This window comes from Bradyrhizobium sp. USDA 4506 (assembly GCF_054058795.1).
Genome location: NZ_JBSSBM010000002.1, coordinates 2,711,325 through 2,733,375, shown reverse-complemented (window position 1 = coordinate 2,733,375; position 22,051 = coordinate 2,711,325). Strand labels below are relative to the sequence as shown.

Here is a 22,051-nt window from a genome sequence, read left to right as displayed (position 1 = left end):
TCCTGATATGACCGACAGCTCGCTGGATTATGACGTTATCGTAATAGGCGGCGGTCCGGCCGGATTGACGGCTGCGATTGCCCTTGCCGACGCAGGTGCGCGGACTGCGCTGCTGGCGCGCCGCGCGCCCTATGCCGACAACAGGACCACCGCGCTGCTCGGTGCCTCGACCGATATCCTGGATCGGCTCGACGTCTGGCGGCGCTGCAGCGACCGAGCGGCGTCGCTCAAGACCATGCGCCTCGTCGACGACACCGGCCGCCTGATCCGTGCGCCCGAGGTGCGCTTCTCGTCCGACGAGATCGGCCGCGAGCAATTCGGCTTCAACATCGACAACCGCTCGCTGGTCGCGGCGCTCGAGGACCGCGCCGGCGAAATGTCCGCGCTGACGCGGTTCGACGATGAAGCCGCCTCGGTGCGGCCGGACGATGCCGCGGTCACCGTGGTGACGCGGCAGGGCCAGTCGCTTCACGCCCGGCTCGTGGTCGGTGCCGACGGGCGCCATTCATTGTCCCGCGAGGCCGCCGGCATCGAGGTGACAAGCCGCGAGCTCGGGCAGTCCGCCCTCACCTTCAACGTCACCCACACCCGGCCGCACCACAACATCTCGACCGAGTTCCACACCGAGCACGGCCCCTGCGTGTTCGTGCCGCTCAGCGGCGTCAGAAGCAGCGTGGTCTGGGTCTCGGCGCCCAAGGAGGCCGAACGGCTGATGGCACTCGGGGACGACGAATTGTCCGTCGCCGCCGAGCGACAATCGCATTCGATCCTCGGCCGCGTCGAGGTCCAGGGCGGCCGTCACGTGTTTCCGCTGGCGATCGAACGGCCGCGGCAATTCGCCAAGGACCGGATCGCGCTGGTCGGGGAATCCGCCCATGTGCTGCCGCCGATCGGCGCGCAGGGCCTCAATATGGGACTGCGCGATGCCGCTGATATCGCCGAGATCACGGGGCAGGCGATCGGTCGTGGTGAAGATCCCGGCGCGCCCAATGTGCTGTCGCGCTACCAGGCGGCGCGGCGCCCCGATGTCGCCAGCCGGACCTGGGCGATCGACATCGCCAACCGGTCGCTGCTGAGCGATTTCCTCGGCATGCAGACGGCGCGTGCTGCCGGCCTGCATCTGCTCGGCGCATTCGGCCCGTTGCGGCGCCTCGCGATGCGCGAAGGCCTCGCGCCATCGTGGCGGCGGTGAGCAAAGCGTTTTCGAGCGAAGTGGGTACCGGTTCGCGTTAAGAAATCGCGTCAAATAAGAAGCGCGCCGATCAGGGAAACACCAGCCGTCCGCTCTGGATGAACCACATCACGCTGGTCAGCGTGACAACCGAGGCGAAGGTGCCGATCAGCACCGCGACCGACGCCGGCTCGATCCAGGTGTCGTTCTGCCGCGCGATCACGAACACGTTGAGCGCCGGCGGCAGCGAAGCCATCAGCACCGCTGTCGCGGCCCAAGGCTGCGCGAACGGGCCGAACAGCAGCATCAGGCCGAACGCCAGCAGCGGATGGATCAAGAGCTTGATCGCGACCACGCCCGGGACCTCCCACGGCACCCGCTCGAACGGCCGCAGGGCCACCGTGATGCCGAGCACGAACAGCGCCGTCGGCGCGGCGGCGTTTTCCAGGAACTGGATGGTGCGATCGAGCGCGACCGGGATCGGGATGTGAAACGCGGCGACCAGCGCCCCGAACACCGCCGACATGATCAGCGGGTTCTGCACGATCTGCCGCAGCACCACGCCGAGTGCGTGCAGCAGCGAGGGATGGTCGCGGTCGGTGAGCTCGATCAGCAGCGGCACGATCGAGAACAGGAAGATGCTGTCGCAGCAGAAGATCAGCGCGGTCGGCGCCGCCGCCTTGGCACCGAGCACGGCGAGCGCGAGGCCAGGCCCCATATAGCCGATATTGCCATAGGCGCCCGACAGGCCGGCCAGCGTCGCCTCGCGCAGCGTGAGCCCGCCGATCACCTTGCCCGCGACCATCGCCAGGAAGAATGCGAGCACGGTTCCGAGCGTGGTGGCGATCAGGAATGGCGGGTTGTTCAGCTCCGCAAACGGCGTCTTGGACATGATCCCGAACAGCAGCGCCGGCAACGAAACGTAAAGCAGGAAGAAATTCATCCAGGCGAGCCCGCTCTCGGGCAAACCCTTGGCCTTGCCGCACGCGTAACCGATGAAGATCAAGCCGAAATACGGCAACGCCAGATTGAGGATATCGATCATTCTGAAAGTAGTTTCTCGGCCGGATTTCGGGTCGTTTTTGCAGGGCTGGAATCGGTAAGGCGCGGGTTAATTCGGACCTTAGCCCCTAGCATCGGCCACAATGTTGGTCTATCGACGAGCCATGATCAAAGCGCGCACCGCCAAGTTTCAGATCGGGCAGATCGTCCGTCACCGGGTGTTCTCCTTCCGGGGCGTGATCTTTGATATCGACCCGGAGTTCAACAACACCGAGGAATGGTGGCTGTCGATCCCCGAGGACATGCGGCCCCACAAGGACCAGCCGTTCTACCATTTGCTCGCGGAAAACTCGGAGACCGAGTACGTCGCCTATGTCTCGGAGCAGAACCTCTTGCCCGACGAGTCCGGCGAGCCGATCCGGCATTCTCAGGTGGCGGAGATCTTCATCAAGGACAAATCGGGCGGCTACCGTCCGCGCAATCCGTCGCTGAACTGAGGTCCGACGGCGCTCCGGCGAATGCCACGGCGTTCGCGCTGCCACGCTCACACCCCCTCGCGCCTGGCCAAGACAACCGCGATCGCCCAGACGACAAATCCCGCCAGCGCCAGCCCCGCGCCGACGAGGCCGGTCGACTCCAGCCATAGCCGGCTGCGACCGCCATTCCGCCGAGCCACGGACCCAGCGCATTGGCGACGTTGAAGGCGGAGTGGTTGAGCGCCGCGGCGAGGCTCTGCGCCTCGCCCGCGACGTCCATCAGGCGGGTCTGCAACACGGTGGCGAGCGCCCCGCCCAGCCCGATCAGGAACACGTCGGCGGTCAGCGTCCAGAAATTTCCGGCCGCCAGCGGATAGAGTGCGAGCGTCGCCGCCGACCACGGCAGGAGCCCACCTGCGGTTGCCATCAGCGCGCGGTCGGCGAAGCGCGGCACGATGATGTTGCCGGCGGTGAGGCCGGCGCCGAACACGCACAGCGTGACCGGCACCAGCGCCGGCGAGGTCTGGGTCACCGCCAGCATGGTCGAGGCCAGATAGGTGTAGACCGAGAACAGCCCGCCGAAACCGATGGCGCCGATCGCCAGCGTCAGCCAGACATGCTTGCGCCCGAGTGCCGACAGTTCACGCAGCGGGCTCGCCTTGCTGTTGGCGGCATCACGCGGGGCGAAGATCAGCACCAGGACCGCGGTCAAGAGCGCGAGGCCGGCAACGATCGCGAACGCCCAGCGCCAGCCGATTGCCTGCCCGACCCCGTTGGCGAGCGGAACGCCGATCGTGGTCGCGATGGTGAGCCCCAGCAGCACGCGGCCGACAGCCGCCGTGCGCTTGTCTGTCGGGACCAGCGAGGCCGCGACCAGCATGGCGATGCCGAAATAGGCGCCGTGCGGCAGCCCCGCCAGGAAGCGCAGCGCCAGCATGGTGTGATAATCGGGCGCGAGCCCCGAAAGGCCGTTCATCAGCGCGAAGAAACCCATCAGCGCGATCAGCAGCGTCCGCCGCGTCACGCGCGCCGACAGCACCGCGATGACCGGCGCACCGACGACGACGCCGAGCGCGTAGGCGCTGATCGCGTGGCCGGCCTCGGGCTCGCTGACGTGCAGATCGCGGGCGAAGAACGGCAACAGGCTCATGGTCGCGAATTCGGCGATGCCGATCGCGAAGCCGCCCATCGCCAGCGCGAGATGGACGATGCCGGGATGAAACGTTCCGGGGACGTTGTCCTGGCTGACGCGAACGCCAGCATCGACCGAAGCACCGCCGGTCGGCTGCTCCCGAGGCCGGGAGCCCGGTTCCCGCCGCTGCGTGCTGACTTGCTGGGACATTGCGCGACTTCCATGACTGCGAACGGCGGCCAGGATTCGCGGAAGAACCACGCGCGCATTTGCGCATCGAAGGCGCTGTTCGCGCTTTCGTCTGGCCTCCCGTATCGGATTTATGATTGTGCTTCGACGCCGGACTTGTCCGGACCAGGCACCGCCGATGCGCGCTCACCGCGCGACGCAATCGAAGCACCCTTTGACGACCATCGCACACGATCTGCACGATCACCAGCGCAGCAGGCTGCCAGCAGCCAGTCTGTTTCGCATGACAAAAAAGGCGCCCTTCCGGGCGCCTTTTGATCGCGATGATCTCGCGTTTTCTTGAACGCGTGATTGAGGTGTTTACTTGGCCGCCGGGTTGGCCGGCGCCGGAGCCTGCGCAGAGCCACCGCCCGCGCCTTCCAGCTTCTTGCGCTGCTCTTCGGCGCGCTTCTGCAACTCTTCCTGCAGCTTCTTCGAGTTTTCCTCGAACACCTTCGGATCGGTCGGCGGGCCGTCATAGGCCTTGGCGAATTCGGTGTTGAGCGGCAGCGGCAGCGTCAGCGGCGCGCCGTTGGAATTGATCGCCTGGACCACGAGGTTCTGGCCCTTCTTCATGTTGGCGATCAGCTCGGGCGTTGCTTCATAGTCGGACATGCAGCCGTTCTGGAAGCAGATCACATAGGGCGCCTGCTGCGGCGGGTTGCCGTCGACGATGATGCGGGTGCCGTGCACGAGCTGCATGCCGAGCGGCAGCGTGACGCGCAGGATCTTCTTCGGCTCGCCTTCCGGCTCGATGATCACGGCGGCGATCACCGGCTGGCCGGACTCGATGCGGCCGTCCTTGCCGGTGAAGCAGACCTGCTTGGCGTTGGCTTCCTGGCCCTTCAGGCAGAACTTGGTCCAGGGGGCGTAGATCAGCTGGATCTGCTGATCCTGCGCCGGCGGCTGGGCGGCCGCAGCGGGCGGCTGGCCGGCGGCCGGTGCTTGGGCGGGCGCCTGGGCTGCCGGAGCCTTTGGAGCTGCCTTGGGTGCCGCCTTGGGCGCAGCCTTCGGTGCCGCAGGCGCCGGCGCTGCCGGCTGCTGGGCCCGAGCGGCAGGAACCAGGAGCGCTGCAGAGAATGCCGTCGCCGCCATCAGGGCAACAATTCGCCCATGCGGCCGGACCGGGGCGGCCAAGATACGGAAATTCATTGCGGAAAACCCTTTCTGAACGGAAGCCCGAAACCGCTGCAGGCGCCGACACATAGCCGTTTGGGCGGCTGTCTCCTAGTCAATTGAGGCGGATACGTGACAGGCGTTCCCGCCTTCGAATTGCACGCCTTCAATACAGCGGCGCGCGGAAAGATCAATGCCGACAAGCGGATTTGCGCCCATCTCGCGGCGAGTTTCAGCCGCCTGTGATAAACCTCCGGACGTGACGTTTCGCGAATCAAATCCGGCGCCTCACGCACGTGTTCCCGGGCACACTTGGCGCGCCGCATGGGCCGCCATCTGGCTGGTCCTGGGGTACACGACGAGCGGGCTGGTCCCTGCGGCGGCCGCCGAGAGCCACGCGATCGCGATGCATGGCGCCCCAGCGCTGCCACCCGACTTTACCCACCTGCCCTATGCCAATCCCGACGCTCCCAAGGGCGGCCGCCTGGTCCAGGGCGTGATTGGCACCTTCGACAGCCTCAATCCCCTGATCATCAGGGGCATCGCCGTGCAGCAGGTCAGGGGCTACGGCTATGAGCGCGGTTATGTCTACGAAAGCCTGATGGCGCGGGGCAATAACGAGCCGTTCACGCTGTACGGCCTGCTCGCGCGCAGCGTCGAGACCGACGACGCCAGAAGCTATGTGACATTCCACATCGATCCACGCGCCCGCTTCTCGGATGGACGGCCGGTACTCGCCGACGACGTGCTGTTCTCGCTGGCGCTGCTGCGCGACCATGGCCGTCCGATGCACCGCCAGTATTATTCGAAAGTCGCAAAGGCCGAGGCGCTCGACCCGCTCACGGTCCGGTTCGATTTCGGCGGCGTGGCGGATCGCGAATTGCCGCTGATCCTCGGCCTGATGCCGATCCTGCCGCGGCACGCCATCGATCCCGAGAAGTTCGAGGAAACGACGTTGGCCCCGCCGATCGGGTCCGGCCCCTACCGCGTGACGGCGGTCAAGCCCGGCGCCAGCGTCACCTTCACGCGCGATCCCAATTATTGGGGCCGCGACCTGCCCATCAACCGCGGCCTCTGGAACTTCGACGAGATCAGGCTCGATTACTACCGCGAGGCCAACGGCATGTTCGAGGCCTTCAAGCGCGGCCTGTATGATTTCCGGACCGAGACCGAGCCGTTGCGCTGGCACGACGGCTATGACTTCCCGGCGGCGCGCAACGGCGAGGTGATCCGCGACACCATCAAGATCGGCACGCCGCGGCCGTCCGAATTCCTGGTTTTCAACAGCCGGCGGCCGAAATTCGCCGACCTGCGGGTGCGTCAGGCACTCGCGATGTTGTTCGATTTCGAATGGGTCAACCGCAACTATTATTTCGGACTGTTTTCGCGGGCCGGCGGTTTCTTCGCCGGATCGGATCTGTCCGCCTATGGCCGCCCCGCCGACGATCGCGAGCGCGAGCTGCTCAAGCCATATCTGTCGCACATCCAGCCCGATATCCTCGACGGCCGCTATCGACTGCCGGTCACCGACGGGTCGGGGCGCGACCGCGGCCTCCTGCGCAGTGCGCTCGCGCTGCTCGCCGAGGCGGGCTACGCGCTCGACGGCACAGTCTTGAAGCAGCGCTCGACAGGGACGCCGCTGCGCATCGAGATCCTGGTGACGACGCGCGAGCATGAGCGGATCGCCCTCGCCTATCAGCGTGACCTGAAGCGGGCCGGCATCGAAGCCGCGGTGCGGGTGGTCGACGCGGTGCAGTTCGAGCAGCGCCGGGTCGGCTATGACTTCGACATGATCCCCATCCGCTGGGACCAGTCGCTGTCGCCGGGCAACGAGCAGTGGTTCTACTGGAGCAGCCAGGCCGCCGATGTGCCGGGCACAAGGAATTACATGGGCGCCAAGGATCCCGCCATCGACGCCATGATTGCGGCGCTGCTCGCGGCACGCGAGCGGCCGGCTTTCGTCTCGGCGGTGCGGGCGCTGGACCGGGCCCTGATGTCGGGCTTCTACGCTATCCCCCTATTTAACTTGGGAGAGCAATGGATCGCGCGCTGGAATCGGATAGAACGGCCTTCGACCACGGCGTTGACGGGCTACCTGCCGGAGACCTGGTGGCAGAAGCCCGGCACGCAATCCAGATGATTTGCCGAGTGATACGACCCGACGCGGCATGACCTGGTCCGAGCGAAGCGATGCAACCGACGTTGAACCCGTGAACCAGTCGATCACCTCGCCAACGCTCGATACCCTGTTCAAGCGCACTTTGTCGCGGCAACCCGAGGCGCTGGCGCTGGTCGACCCGCTCAACAAGCAGCGCATCACCGGACAGACCCGCAAGCGCCTGACCTATGCCCAGGCCGACCGCGCGATCTCGGCGATCGCCGCCCACTTCGTGCAGAGCGGATTGCCGGCCAACACGGTGATCGCCGTGCAGCTGCCCGGCACGGTCGAATTCGCTCTGACCGTCCTTGCCGCGCATCGGGTCGGCCTCGTGGTGGTGCCGCTGCCGCTGCTGTGGCGGCAGGCCGAGCTGACGTCTGTGCTCAACCGCACCGCGGCGCGGGCAATCGTCAGCTGCGGCCGGATCGACGGCGTCTCCTATGCCGACATCGCCATGAACGCCGCGGCGGAAGCGTTCTCGATCCGCCATGTCTGCGGCTTCGGGACCGATCTGCCCGAAGGCATGGCGTCGCTCGACCAGGCGATCCTGGAGGACTCCCGGGCCTCGCGCCCGATGATCCAGGACGGCCGCAAGCCGGCGCTGATCTCCTTCGACGTCACCAGCGAAGGTCTTCGTCCGGTGCCGCGGGCGCATTTTGGCCTGATCGCCGGCGGGCTCGCGATGTCGCTGGAGAGCGATCTGCCGCCAGGCGCCACCATCATGTCGGCGTTCGCGCCGATGTCGTTCGCCGGCATCTGCGCGTCGCTGGTGACCTGGCTCCTGTCGGGCGGAACGCTGGTGTTGCACCACCCCTTCGACGAGGACGCGTTCGAGACCCAGTTCAACGATCACACCTGCAATACGCTGATCGCGCCGGCGCAGCTCGCGCTGCGGCTCGACGAGCGCGGCCTGTCGGAGCGCCTGCCCAGCCTGCGCACCGTGATCGGCCTCTGGCGTACGCCGGAGCAGGTTGCCTCCAGCGCGCACTGGAGCTCGCGGCGGGTGACCATGACCGACGTCTATCTGTTCGGCGAGGCCGGGCTGTTCGGCGCCCGCCGCACCGCCGAGGACGGATCGCCGGCCGTGATCAAGCCGGGGCCGCACAGTGCGCCGCGCGAAGCGCCCGGCGCATCGGTCGCCGGCGAGATCCTGCTGACGCCGAAGGGCACGCTCGGCCTGCGCGGCCCGATGGTGCCGGTCGCCGCCTATGCGCCGCCGCCTCCGCCCGGCGACAGCCTGATCGCGCCGCCGCCGCGCGATTTCGTCGACACCGAATATGCCGCGCGGGTCGATCGCGCGACCGGGGCCGTCAACATCACCGCGCCGCCGTCGGGGGTGATGACGGTCGGCGGCTACCGCTTCCTCGCCCAGGAGCTGCAGGAGTGGTCGCGGCGCCTCGGCCAGGGCGCGCTGCTCACCGCATTGCCGGACCGTCTCAGCGGCCACCGGCTCGCCGGACGGGCACAGGACAATGCGCGCGCCCGCGACGCCCTCACAGAACTTGGGCTTAACCCCTTGATGGTCGAGGCATTTCGCGACCGTGGTGGCGCCGGGTTGAGTTAAAATCTTATCATTGTGTTAGTCTTATCATTGTGTTGACGCCGCATTAAGCCATGCGAACTAGCATCGCAGCCGTTGCTGATCTTAAGCATTGGTTTCGAGCGTTCGAATGTCCCAACAAGGTCCGGTCCTCATCGTATCGGCGTCGACAAAGCCGTCGTTTGCCGCAGCCCTCGATGAGACGAAACTCTTCCCGGTCGTGGTCACCGGCTGGAACGAGGTCGGACGGGCCATCGAGCAGGTCAAGCCGGCCGCGATCATCGCGGCCGCCGAGGGGGTCGACTTCGTCACCCTGTCGGGCCTCGCCAAGCGCGCCGCCGCCCGTGCGCCGTATCTGCCGCTGATCGCGGTCGATCCCGCGACCACCCTGCCCGACACCGTGATCGCATTCTTCCAGAGCAAGGGTCTGCCGGATCGGCTGGTCGCCCGGCTCAACGCGTCCTTACGCGTTCGCGCGCTGCATTCTACCGTGATGCGCCGCCTGGTGCCGCCGGCACCGATCGCCCTGTCTGACATCGATCCGATCGGAGAGGCCACCGCGCTGTTGATCGGCCGCGGCGGCGCCTACCCGACGCTGTCGGTCGCGCTCGGCGAACGCGCCGGCGTGGTCGGCGCACTGAGCATCGAGGCCGCCGCCAAGCATCTCTCGAGCCGCGACATCGACGGCATCGTGCTGGCGGAAGGCTTCACGCCGCGGGTGATGGATGCGTTCCTGACCGTGCTGACCGAGGATGTCCGCTTCCGCCCGTTGCCGGTGATCGTCGCCTCGGGCGAGCTGACGCCGCGATACGAGCTGCCCAATCTCGAGATCGTCACGGCCGGGCCGACCCGCATCGCCGACATGGCGCTGCCGATGATCCGCCAGCACGCCTTCGAGGCGCGGCTCGGCCGCATGCTGAAGGCGATCGACGCCAAGGGCCTGATCGATGCCCGCACCGGCCTGCTCACCAAGGCCGCGTTCGAGCGCGACTTCGCGACCGCGGTCTACCAGACCGCCGAGCGCGGCGGCGCGCTCTCGGTGGCACGCTTCACCTTCGACAACACGCAGCCGCGCGCGCAGTTCGACGGCGCACGGATCATCAGCCGGCTGATGCGCCGGGCCGATTTCGGCGCGGTGCATGACGGCCGCTCGCTGGTCGTGGCATTCGCCGGCACCGACCTGCGCAACGCACAAGCGATCACGCGGCGTCTGGCGAGTGTGATGCGCCACACCCAGAACGGCCGCCGCGATGCCCGCTCCGAGCCCGCCGTCAGCGTCGCAACGCTGATGCCGGGCGATTCCGCACTGTCGCTGCTCGGCCGCCTGTTCGGAACGCCGGAGCGCGCTGCGTCGTAAGGCCCGCGGATTTTTAGGGCACAGTCAGGGTGACCTATCAAGCCGCCGCGATTTCAGTCCGGCAACAGCCCCATGCCCGCGGCAAGCAGCACGAGAGCCTCCATGATCATATGGGCGCAGAGCTGGGCGGCCATCCCCTGAACGTCCTGTGGCGGGCTGACCGTGTTGAAATCCATCGCGACGATATTCAAGCCTGAAAGGCTGCGCAGCAATTCGATCCCCTCGCGGGCCGACAGGCCTCCCCAGGCGGGCGTGCAGACGCCGGGAGCAACCGATGGATCGAACACATCCATGTCCCAGCACAGATAGACCGGCCGCGCGCCGACGACCTGGCTGAATTCCGCGACGGTCTGCGCGAAACCGCGCCGCATCAGCTCCTCGATCGTGACGACGCGAAATCCGAGCGACCGCGTATGTTCGAGCACACCCGGGCAATAGGTGAAGCCGCGCACGCCGATGTGCCAGGATCGGCCGGCGTTCACCACGCCTTCCTGCGCCGCGTTGGTGAACTGCGTGGCCGCATTGTACCGATCGTCCGGCGTATACGGATATGCATCGGTATGGCTGTCGATATGCAATGCGACGAGATCCTTGTGATACCGGGCGGCGGCGCGCATCAGCGGAAGCGAAACCGAACCGTCGCCGCCGATCCCGACCGGCACCGCGCCAAGCTCGAGAATCTGGCCAGCGGCAGCCTCGATCTTGACAAAGGCGTCTTCAATGCGTCCCGGCACCAAGGCAACATCGCCGGCATCGACCGCCCCCAGCAATGACAGCACATCGACGTCGGCGAGCGACGGATGATAGCGGCGAATGAGCCGCGACTCCCGCCGGACCTCCAGGGGACCTTGCCGGGCGCCGACGCGGAACGGATGCGTGCCGCAATCGAACGGCACGCCGAGCACGGCAGCGCGGCTGCCCGGCCGCGGTAACCCCGCCGGCAATCCCATGAATGTTTCCGGACCCACGAAACCCACCACGTCGCTCATTCTCTGTTCTCTCTTGTCAGCATGTCGAAGGCGGTCAGCGCGTGCACGCGCGACACCGTCGCCAGTTCGGCGATGTCAGCGTACTCGTCCGGCGCGCCCATGTTGTGAGGTGTCGGTCCATAGACGACCGTCGGGATTCCGGCCATGCGAAACCAGCGCGCATCGGAGCCGCCGACGCGCATGTTGATCGCCGGCGCCCTGCCGATGATGTCCGTCGCCGCAGTTGCGCAGCGCGTGACGATCTCGTTACCGGGGTCGGTGTGATTGGGTTCGAAGCAGCGCAACACGCGCCATGTGATGCCGGGCAGATCGAGCACCTCTCGCAACAGCGCGAGAACAGCTTCCGACGTGACGCCGACCGGCAGACGCAGGTCGATGGCCGCTCGCGCATGGCTCGGCACCAGGTTCGGTGACGAACCGCTACTCACCGTTCCGATGTTGACCGTGACGTTCGACAGGACGTCGGCTTCGCCGGCGCCGCACAACGGTTCGGAGACGGGCCTTGCGCGGCGGATGGCATCGGTGACATTGACCGGCATCGCAACTGCCAGGCTGCGCAGCTCACTCACTCTGTCCAGCGCTTCGCGCAAGCGATCGATCGCATTGATGCCGAGATGGACATGCGCGCCGTGCGCCGCGCTGCCCTCCGCCTCGATCTCGATCCAGAGGAATCCCTTCTCGCCGAAGCGCAACACCATCGGCGAACCGGCGTCGCCAATGATCACGGCGTCGCCGCTGGCATGGGAGACCTGGTCGAGCAGGTATTTGGTGCCGTACGGGCCCATGCTTTCTTCGTCGCCGGCGAGCGTCAGCACCACCTCTCCCGCCCATGCCTCGCGCTGCTCGGCCAGTGCGGCCATCGCGGCCATCGATGCCGCAATGCCGCCCTTCATGTCAGCCGCGCCGCGGCCGTAAAGGCGGCCGCCGACGACCTCTCCGTCGGGATTGACCGACCAGCTCATCCGCTCGCCCAACGGATAGGTGTCGAGATGGCCGTTGAACACGATGCGGCGGCCGGGGGCATGGCCTTTGATCCGCGCGACGACGTTGACGATCTCGGCTGTCCCCGGATGCAGCTCAACCGCAACGCCCGGCACATGCGCCCTGAGGAGATCGGCCGCCAGCGCCGCGACGGCGCGCGTGTCGCCGTCCGGATTTGGCGACGCCACTCCGATCAGCCGCATCGCCAGCTCGACGACCTGGCTGGTCCGATCGCTCGAAACCGCGCGGCGAACTCGATCAACGTCGTGCAAGGCGCGCTTCCCATATGCGGATTGAGTGGGTGAGCGGCCAGCAGATCGCGAAATACACCCCCGCGATGAAGGTGAATATTTCCAGCGGCCTGAACGTTGACGACGACAACTCCATGCCGCGCCGCGTGACCTCGCCGACCGACACCACGGACGCAAGCGAGGAATATTTGATGAGCTGGACGAAATTGGCGGCCAGCGGCGGCAGCACGCTGCGAATCGCCTGCGGGCCAACGATCCGCACAAAGCTCTGCGCGGGCGTCAGGCCGAGCACCTGCGCCGCCTCGCGGTGCCCGACCGGAACGGTCTGGATGCCCGCCCTGAAGACCTCGGAGATGAACACCGCCGAATAGAGCGAGAGACCGAGGATCGATGCGGCCAGCGCATCGATCCTCACATTGAAGACGATCGGCAGCACGTAATAGACCCATAGCAGCTGCACGAGGATCGGCGTATTGCGGACGATTTCGCCGACCGAAAGCGCGATGATGCGCGCGAAGCGGAAGCGGGACATCTGCATGATCGCGATGACGAGCCCCAACAGGGTCGCCACCACGAGCGTGACAATTGAAATGAAAAGGGTCATTTCCATGCCGGAGGCAAGAAAACCCAGATTGTTCGGGATGACGTCCCAGCGAAAGCTGTAGCTTTGCATCTGATGTCTCAGGGCGCGACGATCGGTCCGAGCTTGTTCTTCTCGGCGGCGGCCTTGAGCCGGCCATCGAGCTTGATGGTGCGAACGAACAGGTTCACGTAATTCAACCAGATCTGGTCGCCCTGGTTCATGACGTACGCGTAAGGCGTCACGGACAGGTTTTCCGGCGGCGCCACCGTCGTGGTCCAGTCGAACTGGGCATTCATTTTGATCGAGGCCGGATAATCGGTCATGACGACGTCGACGCGTTGCGCCATCAGCTCAGCCTGGGTCGTGGCCGGAGGTGCGACCGCGACGGTCTTGGCGTTCTTGAAGTAGGACCGCATGAAGTTCTCGACATAGCTGCCGAGCGAGACGCCGGCGTTGACGCCCGGCTTGTCGATATCCGCCCAGGATGTGATAGGGCCGCCCTTGCGCACGACGGCATAGACGCCGCTCGTCAGATACGGGTCCGAGAACGCGACGGCCTGCGCGCGCTTCATCGTCGCCCCGACGCCGAACATGCCGAGATCGCATTTGTTGGCCTGCAGGTCGGCGATGAAACTGCCAAAGCTGGTCTCCACATAGTCCAGCTTCACGCCCATGTCCTTGGCGAGCTCCTTGGAGAGATCGATGTCGATCCCCTCGAGCTGTCCGCTATCTGGATTGCGGAACGAAATTGAATAGTACATCGGCCAGATGCAGACCCTGAGTACCCCGCTCTTGGTGATCTCGTAGAGGAGCGACTGCGTCTGCTGGGCAGCCGCCGGCGTCATCGAGAGAAAGAGCGCGCAAACGAAGGCAAGTCGGCGCAGATTCGGCATGAGCTTCAATCTCCTGTCGTGCATTGATCACTCGTCAAACTGATTGAGAAAGCGCTTGGCGCGCTCGGTTGTCGGCCGTTCGAAAAAGGCGGCCGGAGTGCCGTGCTCAACGATCATCCCCTCGTCCATGAACACGACATGGCTCGCCACGCGCCGGGCGAAGCCCATCTCGTGCGTCACCACGAGCATCGTCATGCCTTCGAGCGCGAGCGTGCGCATGACCTGCAGCACCTCGCGGCGAAGTTCGGGGTCGAGCGCCGACGTCGGCTCGTCGAACAGGAGTATCTTCGGCTGCATGGCAAGCGCCCGGGCGATCGCGACGCGTTGTTGCTGGCCTCCGGACAGCCTGGCCGGATAGGCATCGCGCTTCGCCTCCATGCCGACCTTCTGAAGCAGCCGTTCGGCCGTGACGACCGCCTCATCCCGGCTGACCCCGCGCACCCGCATCGGGGCCTCGATGATATTTCCCAGCACCGTCATGTGCGGCCACAGATTGAACTGCTGGAACACCATTCCGATTTCCGGCCGCACCTTGCGGGCAGCGAGCCGCACATCGGACGATGGCCGGGCCTGCGAGACCGTCGCCCCCTCCATCACGACGCGCCCGTCGGAAGGAGCCTCCAGCAGCGCCATGCATCGCAGAAGGGTCGTCTTGCCGGAGCCGCTTGGACCGATGATGCAGGTCGACTGCCCGGTGCCCAGCGCAAGATCCACGCCGTTCAGAACGGTGTGGGCGCCGAAGCGTTTGACCACCGCTTCGGCGGCCAGGACCGACGCGGCGCACGATGCGTGGCTTGTGTTCATCCCCGCAGACCCTCCAGACGACTTCATCTCGAAACATAAGCAAATATAATGCCAATGCTCGTCACGCTCAGATTGCGGTAACATTATCTGGAATTTCGCCGGCGTGATGTGCGAAAATTCCTTGTGTTATTAGCGTTTCCCTTCATGCTCATACCACGAGCGACATCGAAACGATATATAGATATTGGTTATGGATCGGCGTCTTGTTGAGATTTTTCATGCTGTTATGCAGCATCGATCGGCAACCGAGGCCGCGCGTGCACTCGGGGTATCGCAGCCGGCTGTGAGTGCGGCCTTGAAACGGCTGGAGGCAGATGTCGGGTTTGCGCTGTTTCGCCGGGAGAGCCGCCATATCGTGCCTACGCCGGAGGCGCATCTGTTGCACAATGAAGCGATCCGGGCGCTCGCCGGGTTTGCCGAACTGGAGGACGCCGCTGCCGGAATCTCCGCAGGCAAGCGCGGCGTTCTGACGATCGCGAGTCCGGGACCTGGGATAGTCTGGCTTCCGGGCGTCGTCAGCCGCTTCCAGCGCGAGCGCCCGTCAACAACGATCAGGCTCCTGACCCGAAGCTCCGAGAATGTCCGGAGCCTGGTCTCGGCACGTGCATTCGACTTCGGAGTCGCCGAGCCGCCGTTCGACCGCACCAATGTCGTATTGCGGCGCTACCGAATGTCCCTGGACTGCGTGATGCCTGCAACGCATGCACTGGCTGACCGGAAAGTCGTCACTCCCGATCTTCTCGAGCGACATGATCTGATCATCACCTCGCAGAGCCGATCGACCTATGCCGCGGTATCTCGCGCCTTCGAAGCCAGCGGTACGCCGTTTCATCCGGCGATCGAGTGTGAATTCTTTGCCGTCGCGCTCAACCTCGTCATCGATGGCGCGGGTGTCTGCCTCGTCGACGCGCTCAGCGCGTCCGAAACGCTCAGGCGAACCAGCGGAGCGAGCAAGCTCGTCGTCCGCCCCTTCGCGCCGGCGATCCACTACGAGGTCGGAGTCCTGAAGCCGACGATCGGCGAACTCAGCGTTCTCGCCGAGCAATTCCTGAAACTGCTCGACGACCACGTTGCGCCCTATTTGATCCGATCCTGAGCCGAGGCCTGCGTCGGACCGCGTGTTAAGCCGCCTTCTTGCTCTCCGCGAGGTTGGCGAGCTGGCGCAGGATCTCGGTGGTGCCGGCGAGCCGCTCTTCCGGCGTATCCCATTCCTGGAAGAACACCACCTTCATGTCGGGCCGCACCTTGGCGGCCTGGCCGTGCTGGCGGATGAAGCTCACCAGCCGCTCCGGATGCGCAAAGCTGTTGTCGCGGAATGCGATCACGGCGCCCTTCGGGCCGGCATCGACCTTGCCGACATTGGCCCTTCGGCAATAGGCCTTGATCGCCGCGACCTTGAACAGATAGCGCACCTCGTCCGGCAGCACGCCGAAGCGGTCGCGCATCTCGGCGGCGAAGGCGTCGATGTCCTCGTCGGTGTCGAGATCGGCGAGCCGGCGATACAGCGACAGCCGCACGCTGAGGTCGTTGACATAGTCCTCGGGGATCAGGACCGGCATGCCGATCGTGATCTGCGGCGACCAGCGGTCGGCGGCCGGCTCGGCGACGCCGGCCTTGAGGTTGACGATCGCCTCCTCCAGCATCGACTGGTACAGCTCGAAGCCGACTTCCTTGATGTGGCCGGATTGCTCTTCGCCGAGCAGATTGCCGGCGCCGCGGATGTCGAGGTCGTGCGAGGCGAGCTGGAAGCCGGCCCCCAGCGTCTCCAGCGATTGCAGCACCTTGAGCCGTCGCTCCGCCTGCGCCGTGATCTTCTGCTGTGCCGGCAGCGTGAACAGCGCATAGGCGCGCAGCTTGGAGCGGCCGACGCGGCCGCGCAGCTGGTAGAGCTGGGCGAGGCCGAACATGTCGGCGCGGTGCACGATCAGCGTGTTGGCGTTCGGGATGTCGAGACCGGACTCGACGATCGTGGTCGAGAGCAGGATGTCGTACTTGCCGTCGTAGAACGCGGACATGATGTCCTCGATCACGGTCGGCGGCATCTGGCCGTGGGCGACCGCGACCTTCATCTCCGGCACGTTCTTGTCGAGGAAATCCTTGACGCCGGCGAGGTCCTCGATCCGCGGCACGACGTAGAACGCCTGGCCGCCACGGTAGCGTTCGCGCAGCAGTGCCTCGCGGATCATCAGGGGATCATGCGGCGCGACGAAGGTGCGCACCGCGAGGCGATCGACCGGCGGCGAGGCGATGATCGAGAGCTCGCGGACGCCCGTCAATGCAAGCTGAAGGGTGCGCGGGATCGGGGTTGCCGACAGCGTCAGCACATGGACCTGGGCGCGCAGCTGCTTCAGCCGCTCCTTGTGGCTGACGCCGAAATGCTGCTCCTCGTCGACGATCAACAGGCCGAGGTCCTTGAACTTGATGGTCTTGCCGAGCAGCGCATGGGTGCCGACGACGACGTCGACGTTGCCGTCGGTGAGCCCCTTCTTGACCTGGTTGAGCTCCTTGGTCGACACCAGCCGCGAGGCCTGCGCGACATTGACCGGGAAGCCGCGGAAGCGCTCGGTGAAAGTCCGCGAGTGCTGACGCGCCAGCAGCGTGGTCGGCACCACCACCGCGACCTGCCTGCCCTCCAGCGCCACGGCGAACGCCGCGCGCAGCGCCACCTCGGTCTTGCCGAAGCCGACGTCGCCGCAGATCAGCCGGTCCATCGGACGGCCGATCTCGAGGTCCTTCAAGGTCGAGGTGATGGCCCCGAGCTGATCCTCGGTCTCCTCATAGGGGAAGCGCGCACAGAACTCGTCATAGACATGCGGCTGCAGCGGGAATTTCGGCGCCTCGTGCAGCTGCCGCTCGGCCGCGATCTTGATCAATTCGCCCGCGATCTCGCGGATCCGGTTCTTCAGCTTGGCCTTGCGTGCCTGCCAGCCGCCGCCGCCGAGACGGTCGAGCTCGACATTGGCGCTGTCGGAGCCATAGCGCGACAGCAGCTCGATGTTCTCGACCGGCAGGAACAGCTTTGTTTCGGCGGCATAATGCAGCTCGAGACAGTCATGCGGCGCGCCGGAGACTTCCAGTGTCTGCAGCCCGACGAAGCGGCCGATGCCGTGCTCGACATGGACCACGAGATCGCCGGTTGCAAGGCTCGTCACCTCCGAGATGAAATTGTCGAGCTTGCGGCTCGCCTTGCGCGGCCGCACCAGGCGGTCGCCGAGAATGTCCTGCTCGCTGATGACGGCGAACTCGTCGGTCTCGAAGCCGGATTCCATCCCGAGCACGGCCAGCATGGTCTCGTTGCGCGGCGTCGCCTGCACGATCCGCCAGGTGTTGACGCTGGTCGTGTTCAAGAGCTTGTGGTCGCGCAGCATCGCGCCCATGCGGTCGCGCGAGCCCTCGCTCCACAACGCGATCACCACCTTCTTGCGCTGTGACTGCAGCGCGCCGACATGGCCGACCACGGCCTCGAACACGTTGACATTGCTGTCGGCGCGTTCGGGGGCAAAATTGCGGCCCTGCCGCGCGCCGGCGTCGAACACGTCGGGCGAGCCTTCGGGCACCGCGAACGGCGTCAGCCGCGCCAGCGGCGCATCGCCGAGCAGCTTGGTCCATTCGGCCTCGGTCAGATAGAGCTGGTCCGGCGGCAGCGGCTTGTAGATCGCGCCGCTGCCGGGATGCTCCAGCGCCTCGCGCCGCGCGTCATAGTAGTCAACGATCTGCGAGAAGCGTTCGCGCGCCGCGTCCTCGCCCTGCGGCTCGATCGCGACCGTCGCGCCGTCGAGATAATCGAACAGCGTGTCCATCCGCTCCTGGAACAGCGGCAGCCAGTGTTCCATGCCGGGGTGACGCCGTCCCTCGGAGACGGCTTCATAGAGCTGATCGTCGCGCCCCGGCGCGCCGAACGCGGCGACATAGCCCATGCGGAAACGCCGGATGGTTTCGGTGGTGAGCTGGAATTCCGACACCGGCACGAGATCGAGCCCGCGCATGTCGAGCAGCGTGCGCTGGGTCTCGGCATCGAAGGTGCGGATCGATTCCAGGCTGTCGCCGAAGAAGTCGAAGCGCACCGGCTGGTCGAGGCCGGCCGGAAACAGATCGAGGATGCCGCCGCGCACGGCATATTCGCCGGGCTCGCGCACCGTGGACGAACGGGTGTAGCCATTGTGCTCGAGCCAGGCCACGACCGAATCCATCGGCACCACATTGCCTGGCGCAACCGACAGCGCTTGCGCTGCGACCTGATCGCGCGCCGGCACCCGCTGCACGGCCGCATTTACCGTGGTGAGCACGATCAGCGGCTTGTCGCTGCCGACCAGCCGCGACAACTTGGCCAAAGCGGTCAGGCGTTGCGCCAAAATGCCGGCATGCGGCGAGACGCGGTCATAGGGCTGGCAGTCCCAGGCCGGAACCTGCATCACGGCGATATCGGGCGCGAAGAACTCCAGCGCGCGGGCGAGCTGCTGCATCCGCGCGCCGTCGCGGCACACCACGGCAAGGCTCACCGCCGGACGCTTCGGCTGCGCCGCGATGGCGCGCGCCAGATCCGAGATGACGAGCCCCTCGGCGCCCTCGGCGACGTTGGCGATGGTGAGCACCCGGCCGGGCGCGAGCATCGCGGCCGGTGATTTCATCGGCTGTTTCATGCGCTGGGATCCGCGACCCGGAACGCCTTGATGCGGGCAAACAGCGCGGTGGCATATTCGGACGGCAGCACCTTGTCGCCGGTCAGCGCCGCATAGAGGTCGGGATCCGGGACCTCGATCAGATGCTCGAGCTCGCCGAGCTCGTGGTCGGACAGTTCGCCAATGGTCGCGTCGGCGAAGCGGCCGAGGATCAGGTCCATCTCCCGGGTGCCGCGGTGCCAGCAGCGAAACAAAAGCCGCTTGCGGCGGTCATCGAGCCCGCTGCTCGATCGTGTCGATCCCGTCATGTCCCAAAATCCATCCAACGCCAAAAGCCCGGACGTGCCGGGCGGGCCTGATATAGCCATGGCGATGGCCGATGTCAGCCCTCATTCGCCGCGTTTTGGGTTTCCCTGGGCGCATGCCGTCGCCGGGCTTGCGCGCCCGTCGAAGCCTTGTAGACGGGACCCGGCCGACATCAGCTCCAAAAAAAGACGTGGATGCCCGGCACAAGGCCGGGCATGACGGTGTGAAACGGTCTTGGATTCGTCGATGCGCCCAGCCCTGCTCAATCCGCTGTTTGCCCAGGTCACGACCCTGCAAGGGGTCGGCCCGAAGCAGGACAAGCTGCTGCGCTATCTGCTCGACCGCAGCGAGACGCCGCGGCTGGTCGACCTGCTGCTGCATCTGCCGGCGAGCGTGATCGACCGCCGCGCCCGGCCGAAGATCCGCGACGCCGCGGTCGGAATCATGGTGACGCTTGAGGTCACCGTCGACCGCCATCGTCCGCCGCCGCGCAATTCGCGCGCGCCCTACCTCGTCTATGCCAGCGACGACACCGGCGACGTCGTGCTGACCTTCTTCCGCGCCCAGCCCGGCTATGTCGAGAAGCTGCTGCCGGTCGGCGAGAAGCGCTACGTCTCCGGCACGCTGGCGATGTATGACGGCATCCCGCAGATCGTGCATCCCGATCGCGTCGTCGATGAAGCGGGCTTTGCAAAACTGTCCGGCATCGATCCGGTCTATCCGCTGACCGAGGGGCTTGCGATCGGCTCGCTCCGCCGCGCCATCGCGCAGGCGCTGACCAGGCTGCCGGATCTGCCGGAATGGATCAGCCCCGAGGTGCTGCGCCGCTGCAACTTCCCGCCGATCAGGGAGGCGCTGACCCGCGTGCATGTGCCGGTCGAGCTGACCGACATCCTGCCCGACGGCCCGTTCTGGTCGCGCCTCGCTTTCGACGAACTGCTGGCAGGCCAGCTCGCGCTCGCCCTGATCCGCGCCACGCTGCGCCGCCCCGCCGGTGTGCGCAACGCCGGCGATGGTCATCTGCGCCGGAAGATCATCGATGCCCTGCCCTATGCGCTGACCAGGTCGCAGCAAGAGGCGGTCGCGGCAATCATCGCGGACCTGCAGCAGCCGGTGCGGATGCTGCGCCTCGTGCAGGGCGATGTCGGTTCCGGCAAGACCGTGGTGGCGCTGCTGGCTGCCGCCGCGGTTGCGGAAGCCGGCAAGCAGGCCGCGCTGATGGCGCCGACCGAAATCCTGGCGCGCCAGCACATCAAGACCATCGCGCCGCTCGCCGAGAGCGCCGGCCTACGGGTTGCGATCCTCACCGGCCGCGAGAAAGGCAAGGAGCGCCGCGAACTTTTGGCACAGCTCGAGGCCGGCGAGATCGATCTCTTGGTCGGCACCCACGCGCTGATCCAGGACGACGTGATCTACAAGGCGCTGGCGCTTGCCGTGGTCGACGAGCAACATCGCTTCGGCGTCCGCGAGCGCCTCGCGCTGACGTCCAAGGGCGAAGCCGTCGACGTGCTGGTGCTGAGCGCCACCCCGATCCCGCGCACGCTGGTGCTGACATATTTCGGCGACATGGACGTCTCGGAGCTGCGCGAAAAGCCCGCCGGCCGCCAGCCGATCGACACCCGCGCGGTGCCGATGAGCCGGATCGAGGACGTGATGGACGGCGTCGGCCGCGCGCTCGGCGCCGGCAAGCTGGTCTACTGGATCTGCCCGCTGGTCGATGAATCCGAGGCCGAGGGCACCGAGCATCTCACCAACGCGACCGAACGTTTCGAGAGCCTGCAGAAGCGGTTCGGCGATCGCGTCGGTCTCGTGCACGGCCAGATGAAGGGCACCGAGAAGGACCGCGTGATGGCGCAATTCGCCGCGCACGAGATCGGCCTCCTGGTCGCGACCACGGTGGTCGAGGTCGGCGTCGACGTGCCGGCGGCGACCATCATGGTGATCGAGAACGCCGAACGTTTCGGGCTTGCGCAGCTGCATCAACTGCGCGGGCGCATCGGCCGCGGCTCCGAAGCCTCGACCTGTCTGCTGCTCTACAAGGAGCCGCTCGGCGAGATATCGAAGGCGCGGCTGAAGGTGATCCGCGAGACCACGGATGGATTCCGGATCGCCGAGGAGGATCTGAAGCTGCGCGGCGAAGGCGACGTGCTCGGCATCCGCCAGAGCGGCCTGCCCGGCTACCGCATCGCGCGCTCCGAGGTGCACGGCCAGCTCATCACCCAGGCCCGCGACGAGGCGCTGCGGATCATGAAGGACAACCCGAAGCTGAAGGGCGAACGCGGCGAAGCGCTGCGCGTCCTGCTCTACCTCTACGAACGCGACGAAGCCGTGCCGCTGATCGGCGCGGGGTGATTCAGCGCGACGCACGCCGCCGTCCGTCCCGTCATCCCCGCGCAAAGGCTTCGCCTTTGTCGCTGGAGGAGCGCCAACGGGTCCGCGCAAAGC

Annotated in this window: 16 protein-coding genes and 1 pseudogene; 7 read left to right on the top strand and 10 right to left on the bottom strand. The window is 66.3% G+C overall.

Annotation, left to right across the window (positions count from 1 at the left end; translation table 11 throughout):
- The first annotated feature begins 7 nt into the window (after window positions 1-7).
- Complete coding sequence (locus tag ACVIHF_RS14990) at window positions 8-1,192, top strand: UbiH/UbiF family hydroxylase (RefSeq protein WP_456780564.1); 1,185 nt, start codon at window positions 8-10, stop codon at window positions 1,190-1,192.
- A 70-nt stretch (window positions 1,193-1,262) separates the two neighbouring features.
- Here the strand turns inward: ACVIHF_RS14990 and ACVIHF_RS14985 are convergent, their stop codons facing one another.
- On the bottom strand, window positions 1,263-2,216 hold the full coding sequence (locus ACVIHF_RS14985) for an AEC family transporter (RefSeq protein WP_016845765.1): 954 nt from the start codon (window positions 2,214-2,216) through the stop codon (window positions 1,263-1,265).
- A gap of 121 nt (window positions 2,217-2,337) precedes the next feature.
- Between ACVIHF_RS14985 and hspQ the strand changes: the two genes are divergently transcribed.
- Window positions 2,338-2,670 carry a heat shock protein HspQ gene (gene hspQ / locus ACVIHF_RS14980; protein WP_021081543.1) on the top strand — a complete coding sequence of 111 codons (333 nt, stop codon included), beginning with the start codon at window positions 2,338-2,340 and terminating at the stop codon, window positions 2,668-2,670.
- Window positions 2,671-2,717: 47 nt separating this feature from the next.
- Here the strand turns inward: hspQ and ACVIHF_RS14975 are convergent.
- Window positions 2,718-3,838 (bottom strand): annotated as a pseudogene (locus ACVIHF_RS14975) (MFS transporter).
- 492 nt (window positions 3,839-4,330) lie between these two features.
- Window positions 4,331-5,161: an invasion associated locus B family protein gene (locus ACVIHF_RS14970; protein WP_028340693.1), complete on the bottom strand. Its 831-nt coding sequence runs from the start codon at window positions 5,159-5,161 to the stop codon at window positions 4,331-4,333.
- 370 nt (window positions 5,162-5,531) lie between these two features.
- Between ACVIHF_RS14970 and ACVIHF_RS14965 the strand changes: the two genes are divergently transcribed.
- From ACVIHF_RS14965 to ACVIHF_RS14955, 3 genes are all read left to right on the top strand, one after another.
- Window positions 5,532-7,265 (top strand): extracellular solute-binding protein, encoded by a 1,734-nt coding sequence (locus ACVIHF_RS14965; protein ID WP_310879262.1) that lies wholly within the window; start codon window positions 5,532-5,534, stop codon window positions 7,263-7,265.
- 28 nt (window positions 7,266-7,293) lie between these two features.
- A complete protein-coding gene (locus ACVIHF_RS14960; RefSeq protein ID WP_456792195.1) occupies window positions 7,294-8,847 on the top strand; it encodes an AMP-binding protein in 1,554 nt (517 codons plus the stop codon).
- 106 nt (window positions 8,848-8,953) lie between these two features.
- Window positions 8,954-10,180, top strand: coding sequence for a GGDEF domain-containing protein (locus ACVIHF_RS14955; RefSeq protein WP_456792194.1), 1,227 nt, complete (start codon window positions 8,954-8,956; stop codon window positions 10,178-10,180).
- Between the two features lie 53 nt (window positions 10,181-10,233).
- Here ACVIHF_RS14955 and ACVIHF_RS14950 read toward each other — a convergent pair whose 3' ends face one another.
- From ACVIHF_RS14950 to ACVIHF_RS14930, 5 genes are read right to left on the bottom strand one after another with little or no spacing between them, the layout of a single operon-like run.
- The gene (locus tag ACVIHF_RS14950; RefSeq protein ID WP_456780567.1) at window positions 10,234-11,169 is read right to left on the bottom strand and encodes an arginase family protein; all 936 of its coding nucleotides are present in this window, start codon (window positions 11,167-11,169) and stop codon (window positions 10,234-10,236) included.
- Window positions 11,166-12,422: a M20/M25/M40 family metallo-hydrolase gene (locus tag ACVIHF_RS14945; protein ID WP_456780568.1), complete on the bottom strand. Its 1,257-nt coding sequence runs from the start codon at window positions 12,420-12,422 to the stop codon at window positions 11,166-11,168. The genes ACVIHF_RS14950 and ACVIHF_RS14945 overlap by 4 nt, the downstream gene beginning before the upstream one ends.
- Complete coding sequence (locus tag ACVIHF_RS14940) at window positions 12,409-13,074, bottom strand: amino acid ABC transporter permease (protein WP_456780569.1); 666 nt, start codon at window positions 13,072-13,074, stop codon at window positions 12,409-12,411. Before ACVIHF_RS14940 ends, ACVIHF_RS14945 begins: the two co-directional genes overlap by 14 nt.
- 8 nt (window positions 13,075-13,082) lie before the next feature.
- Window positions 13,083-13,877: an ABC transporter substrate-binding protein gene (locus ACVIHF_RS14935; RefSeq protein ID WP_456780570.1), complete on the bottom strand. Its 795-nt coding sequence runs from the start codon at window positions 13,875-13,877 to the stop codon at window positions 13,083-13,085.
- Window positions 13,878-13,904: 27 nt separating this feature from the next.
- The gene (locus ACVIHF_RS14930; protein ID WP_038386315.1) at window positions 13,905-14,681 is read right to left on the bottom strand and encodes an amino acid ABC transporter ATP-binding protein; all 777 of its coding nucleotides are present in this window, start codon (window positions 14,679-14,681) and stop codon (window positions 13,905-13,907) included.
- Between the two features lie 190 nt (window positions 14,682-14,871).
- Between ACVIHF_RS14930 and ACVIHF_RS14925 the strand changes: the two genes are divergently transcribed.
- Window positions 14,872-15,777 (top strand): LysR family transcriptional regulator, encoded by a 906-nt coding sequence (locus ACVIHF_RS14925; RefSeq protein WP_076828905.1) that lies wholly within the window; start codon window positions 14,872-14,874, stop codon window positions 15,775-15,777.
- Window positions 15,778-15,802: 25 nt separating this feature from the next.
- Here the strand turns inward: ACVIHF_RS14925 and mfd are convergent, their stop codons facing one another.
- Entirely contained in the window at window positions 15,803-19,321 is a 3,519-nt protein-coding gene (mfd, locus tag ACVIHF_RS14920; RefSeq protein WP_456780571.1) for a transcription-repair coupling factor, read from the bottom strand.
- Complete coding sequence (locus ACVIHF_RS14915) at window positions 19,318-19,608, bottom strand: FAD assembly factor SdhE (protein ID WP_057018711.1); 291 nt, start codon at window positions 19,606-19,608, stop codon at window positions 19,318-19,320. Before ACVIHF_RS14915 ends, mfd begins: the two co-directional genes overlap by 4 nt.
- Window positions 19,609-19,852: 244 nt before the next feature.
- Here ACVIHF_RS14915 and recG point away from each other — a divergent pair, with 244 nt between their 5' ends.
- Window positions 19,853-21,958: an ATP-dependent DNA helicase RecG gene (gene recG / locus ACVIHF_RS14910; RefSeq protein WP_456780572.1), complete on the top strand. Its 2,106-nt coding sequence runs from the start codon at window positions 19,853-19,855 to the stop codon at window positions 21,956-21,958.
- Window positions 21,959-22,051: the final 93 nt, after the last annotated feature.